The organism is Ferrovibrio sp. (assembly GCF_046297595.1).
Classification (GTDB): Bacteria; Pseudomonadota; Alphaproteobacteria; order Ferrovibrionales; family Ferrovibrionaceae; genus Ferrovibrio.
This window is the reverse complement of sequence record NZ_JBKBHT010000018.1, coordinates 1-3,464: the sequence shown is the minus strand read 5'-3', so window position 1 is coordinate 3,464 and position 3,464 is coordinate 1. Positions and strand designations below refer to the sequence as shown.

Sequence of the window (3,464 nt, the reverse complement as noted above, 5' to 3'; positions counted from 1 at the left end):
AGCGCCGCCGAAGCCAGACCTTTGCCGAGGGAGGAAACCACGCCGCCGGTGATGAAGATGTACCGCGTCATGGGCCTCCTGTTTAATCTAATCGCTCGACACAATGAAGGGCTTTGCGCACCGCAGTGCGCGATTTAATCGATCTGTAAATTCAGATACTTACTGGGACAGCGGCACGGCCGGCTTCTGCGACTCGGCAGGCGCCGACGGCGCGGTGGCCGGGGCGGCGTCGAGAATCGAGCGCGGCTTGGAATGTCCGCCCGACAGGATCGCCAGCGCGATGCTGGTGCAGATGAACAGGGTGGCCAGGATGGCCGTGGTGCGGGTCAGCAGGTTGGCCTGGCCGCGCGCGGTCATGAAACCGCCGCCGCCGCCGCCGCCCATGCCCAGCGCGCCGCCTTCCGAGCGCTGCACCAGGATGACGCCGATCAGCGCCAGCGCCAGCAGGATATGCACCACCAGAAGGAAGGTCATCATGGTCTTGAATCTCCGAAAGTCCGGGGGCTTTTACACCCTCACACCAGATAGGGAAAGCCCCTGCGGCCGGCAAGCCCTGCACTTCAACAGTATTTGTGTCTAACCAATGGGTTAACCTACCGCCGGGTCGTCGTAGTGGTGGCTGCAGCCCCAGGGGTCGCTGACGGTCCAGGAGCCATCCTCCCGCGGCTCGGCATAGGCCGGGCCGACCGGCACTTTCCCGTGGCCGCCGGGGATGTCGAGAATATAGGTCGGCTGCAGCAGGCCCGAGGTATGGCCGCGCAGGCGGCGCATGAGCTGCTGCCCCTCTTCCAGGCTGAGGCGGAAATGGCTGGTGCCGCGCGCCAGGTCGCCGTGATGCAGGTAATGCGGCTTGACCCGGTTGGCCACCATGGTGCGGAACAGGTCGGTCAGGGCCGCCGGGCTGTCGTTCACGCCCCTGAGCAGCACCGACTGGCCCAGAACCGGGATACCGGCATCCACCAGGCGACGGATCGCGGCCACCGCTTCGGGCACGAATTCACGGGCATGGTTGGCATGCAGCAGCAGCCACACGGCCTTGTCGCCGGATTTCAGCGCCGCCACCATCTCATCATTGATGCGCGCCGGGTCCACCACCGGCACCCGGCTGTGGATACGGATCACCCCCAGATGCGGGATGGCGTTCAGCCGTTCGATCACGTCCTTCAGCCGGCGCGGCGAAACGATCAGCGGATCGCCGCCGGTGAGGATCACCTCCCAGATCGCCGGATGCCGCGCGATATAGTCGATGGCGGCATCGAGCTGTTCGGCGCCCAGGCCCTTCGAGCCGGGCCCCACCATCTCGCGGCGGAAGCAGAACCGGCAATAGACCGGGCAGACATTCACCAGCTTGAGCAGCACGCGGTCGGGATAGCGGTGTACGATGCCTGCCACCGGGCTGTGGGCCTCGTCGCCGATGGGATCGGTGCGCTCATGCTCATGCGTCACCAGTTCCGCCGCATCGGGCAGGAACTGCCGCGCGATCGGGTCTTTCGGATCGGCAGGATCGATCTGCGCCTGCAGATGCGGCGTGACGGACACGGCGAACTGCGCGGCCACTTTTTTAAGTGCCGCGATGCTGCCGTCCCGATCCCGCTCCTCGGCGCCCATGGATTTACTTGAAGCCTTTCGCTTCCACGATCGGCCAGAAATCACTGGCCTTCAGGCTGGCACCGCCGACCAGCGCGCCATCCACATCGGCCACGGCCATGAGCTGCTTGGCGTTGTCGGGCTTTACCGAGCCACCATAAAGGATGCGGAAGCCCGCGCCGTCGTCGAAACGCGCCTTCAGATCCTGCCGTATCGCGGCATGCACTTCAGCCACCTGTTCCAGCGTGGGCGTGCGGCCGGTGCCGATGGCCCAGACCGGTTCATAGGCGATCACGGTATTGCCGGCATTGGCGTCGTCGGGCAGCGAGCCGCGCAGTTGTGCCCCCACCACCTTCAGGGTGTCGCCGGCATCGCGCTGGGCCAGGGTTTCGCCCAGGCAGACGATGGCGACCAGGCCGGCACGATGGGCCGCCTGTGCCTTGGCTCGGACGGCCTCATCGCTTTCGCTATGATCCGCGCGGCGTTCGGAGTGGCCAACGATCACATAGTCGCCGCCGGCATCCTTCAGCATCTCGGCCGCGATATCGCCGGTATGGGCACCCGAGGCCTTGGCATGGCAATCCTGCCCGCCGACACCAATGCCCGTGCCCTTCAGGGCCGCCGCCATCGCCGCCACCAGCGTGGCCGGCGGACAGAGGCCCAGTTCGGCCTGCGGAGCCTGAGCCTTCACCTTGGCAGCCAGCGCCGTGGCCTCGGCGAGGGAAGCCGCCAGGCCATTCATTTTCCAGTTGCCGACAATCAGGGGCCGCCGAGCCGCCATGGGAACCTCGTCTTCAGATCGCTGTGAGATGGGCGAAAAACCGGCTTTCTCCTAGCAAGTTCCGCCCCGAAAGGCAAAGCCGGCGCCTTGCCGCCTCCCCGCCCCGGCCTTACTATGCCCGACCGCTCCGGCCGGGGTCGCAGGATCAGGCCGGAGCCTTTGTTTCGCTTCACTTTTTCGGGTGTTTTTCAATGCTGCAGCAGATGCGTTCCGGCGCCGCCTCCTGGATTGCCAAGGGCCTGATGATTCTCCTGATCGTCAGTTTCGGCGCCTGGGGCATCGGCGACTATATCGGCGGCTTCAGCGGCGGCGGCGACGTGGCCACCGTCGGCTCGGCCAAGATCACCCAGCCGGAATTCGCCGACGCCTATCGCCGCGAGGTCAGCAGCCTGCAGCGCCGCTTCGGCAGCGGCTTCACCGCCGAGCAGGCCCGCCAGCTGGGCCTGGACGAGACGGTGCTGAACCGCCTGATCGAAGACAAGCTCTATGTGCAGGCGGCCGACAAGCTCGGCATCACGATCACCGACGCCCAGGTGCGCGAAGCGATCACCAACGCGCCGGCCTTCAAGGGCATCACCGGCCAGTTCGACCGGCTGGCCTATGAGAATTACCTGCGCAACGAGGGTTACAGCGAAGGCATGCTGGTCGCGCTGCTGCGCCAGGACCTGGCCCGCACGCAACTGCTCGGCAGCCTGTTCGGCAGCATCACCGGTGTGCCCGACACGATGGTCGACACCATCCTGGACTACCGCCTGCAGCGCCGCCTGGCCGAATATTTCGTTGTCGATGCCGCCAAACTGCCGGCACCGGCCGCGCCGAGCGATGCGCAGGTCGAGGAATACTACAAGGCCAATCCGATGGCCTATACGGCGCCCGAGCGCCGCAGCCTGGCCTGGATCGCCGTCACGCCGCAGCAATATGCCGGCCAGATGCCGGTCAGCGACGAGGAACTGCGCGAGGAATACGACGCCCACCGCGCCGCCTATGTGACGCCGGAAAAACGCGCCGTCGAGCAGGTGGTATTCGCCACCGAGGCCGAAGCCAAGACCGCCTTCGAGGCCGTGCAGAAGGGCGAGGATTTCATCGCCATGGCCGC

The 3,464-nt window shown here is 66.1% G+C and carries 4 protein-coding genes; 1 reads left to right on the top strand and 3 read right to left on the bottom strand.

Annotation, left to right across the window (positions count from 1 at the left end; all coding sequences use genetic code 11):
- Positions 1 to 159 precede the first annotated feature (159 nt).
- From secG to tpiA, 3 genes are all read right to left on the bottom strand, one after another.
- Positions 160 to 477: a preprotein translocase subunit SecG gene (secG, locus tag ACK4FJ_RS20170; protein WP_409768792.1), complete on the bottom strand. Its 318-nt coding sequence runs from the start codon at positions 475 to 477 to the stop codon at positions 160 to 162.
- A gap of 111 nt (positions 478 to 588) precedes the next feature.
- Positions 589 to 1,608: a lysine-2,3-aminomutase-like protein gene (locus tag ACK4FJ_RS20165; RefSeq protein ID WP_409768789.1), complete on the bottom strand. Its 1,020-nt coding sequence runs from the start codon at positions 1,606 to 1,608 to the stop codon at positions 589 to 591.
- 4 nt (positions 1,609 to 1,612) lie between these two features.
- Positions 1,613 to 2,368 carry a triose-phosphate isomerase gene (gene tpiA / locus ACK4FJ_RS20160; protein WP_409768786.1) on the bottom strand — a complete coding sequence of 252 codons (756 nt, stop codon included), beginning with the start codon at positions 2,366 to 2,368 and terminating at the stop codon, positions 1,613 to 1,615.
- A 191-nt stretch (positions 2,369 to 2,559) separates the two neighbouring features.
- Here tpiA and ACK4FJ_RS20155 point away from each other — a divergent pair.
- Positions 2,560 to 3,464 (top strand): peptidylprolyl isomerase (locus ACK4FJ_RS20155; protein ID WP_409768783.1); only part of this gene is annotated, 905 nt, incomplete at its 3' end.

Bases quoted from the DNA above. Each gene is read 5' to 3' on its own strand.
- secG (WP_409768792.1), bottom strand. From the start codon at position 477: ATGATGACCTTCCTTCTGGTGGTGCATATCCTGCTGGCGCTGGCGCTG.
- tpiA (WP_409768786.1), bottom strand. From the start codon at position 2,368: ATGGCGGCTCGGCGGCCCCTGATTGTCGGCAACTGGAAAATGAATGGC.
- ACK4FJ_RS20165 (WP_409768789.1), bottom strand. From the start codon at position 1,608: ATGGGCGCCGAGGAGCGGGATCGGGACGGCAGCATCGCGGCACTTAAA.